1 protein-coding gene and 1 pseudogene are annotated in these 691 nt (G+C 60.3%); both read right to left on the bottom strand.

Annotated features, from left to right (window positions below; genetic code table 11):
* Positions 1–169: pseudogene (locus EN750_RS37540) on the bottom strand (MFS transporter); the annotation flags it as partial.
* A gap of 60 nt (positions 170–229) precedes the next feature.
* A partial coding sequence (locus EN750_RS37545; RefSeq protein ID WP_145968345.1) for an AraC family transcriptional regulator occupies positions 230–691 on the bottom strand: 462 nt, incomplete at its 5' end.

Below are 691 nucleotides of genomic sequence, written 5' to 3' on the forward strand. Positions count from 1 at the left end.
GTGCCATTGGCGTCAGCAGACCTGCGGGCAGGAATTCGGCCGACACCAGGGCAAAGCTGGTGGCCGCCAATGAAATGACCGCGAACCAGGTGGCTGCGCTCCATGCGGCTGGTGCATCGGCATCAAGGCCAATCGCGGCGTCTTCAAGCTGTAATGTTGTGTCAGTCACGGAAAGATCTCCAAAGTTTGGAGGTCTTAAATAGGCGAGTCCGCTTGGATGATATGTATCTTAGAATCCGAAATTCATATCCATTCGTCCGGGAATTGTGCGGCGCACAACGCCCGGCGAGACATTGGTGATGCGCTTGAACGCGCGCGCGAAGGATGCCTCGGAATCATATCCCAAACGGGTAGCGACTTCGGCAACCGACAAGCCGTTTTGGCCCAGCAATTCGCGGGCAAGCTGCATGCGCAGGCGGGCGAGATAGTGTGCGGCACCCTCTCCCAATACCGCACTGAAACGTTCGGCGAAAATCGAACGCGATTGGCCTGCCACGCCGGCCAGGCTTCCCAGCGTCCAGTTGTGGCCGGGGTCGCGGTGCATGGCCGCCAAAGCGCGGCCTATATGGGGGTCGCGGATGGCTGCGAGCCAACCGGTGGTCGAGGCTCCGTTGCAATTGACCCAGCAGCGTATGAGCCGGGCCGTCAGCAAGTCGGCCATACGCGACAGAATCGTGGCGCTGCCCATCTG

This window comes from Mesorhizobium sp. M7A.F.Ca.ET.027.03.2.1 (genome assembly GCF_003999175.1).
In the GTDB taxonomy this organism is placed as follows: Bacteria; Pseudomonadota; Alphaproteobacteria; order Rhizobiales; family Rhizobiaceae; genus Mesorhizobium.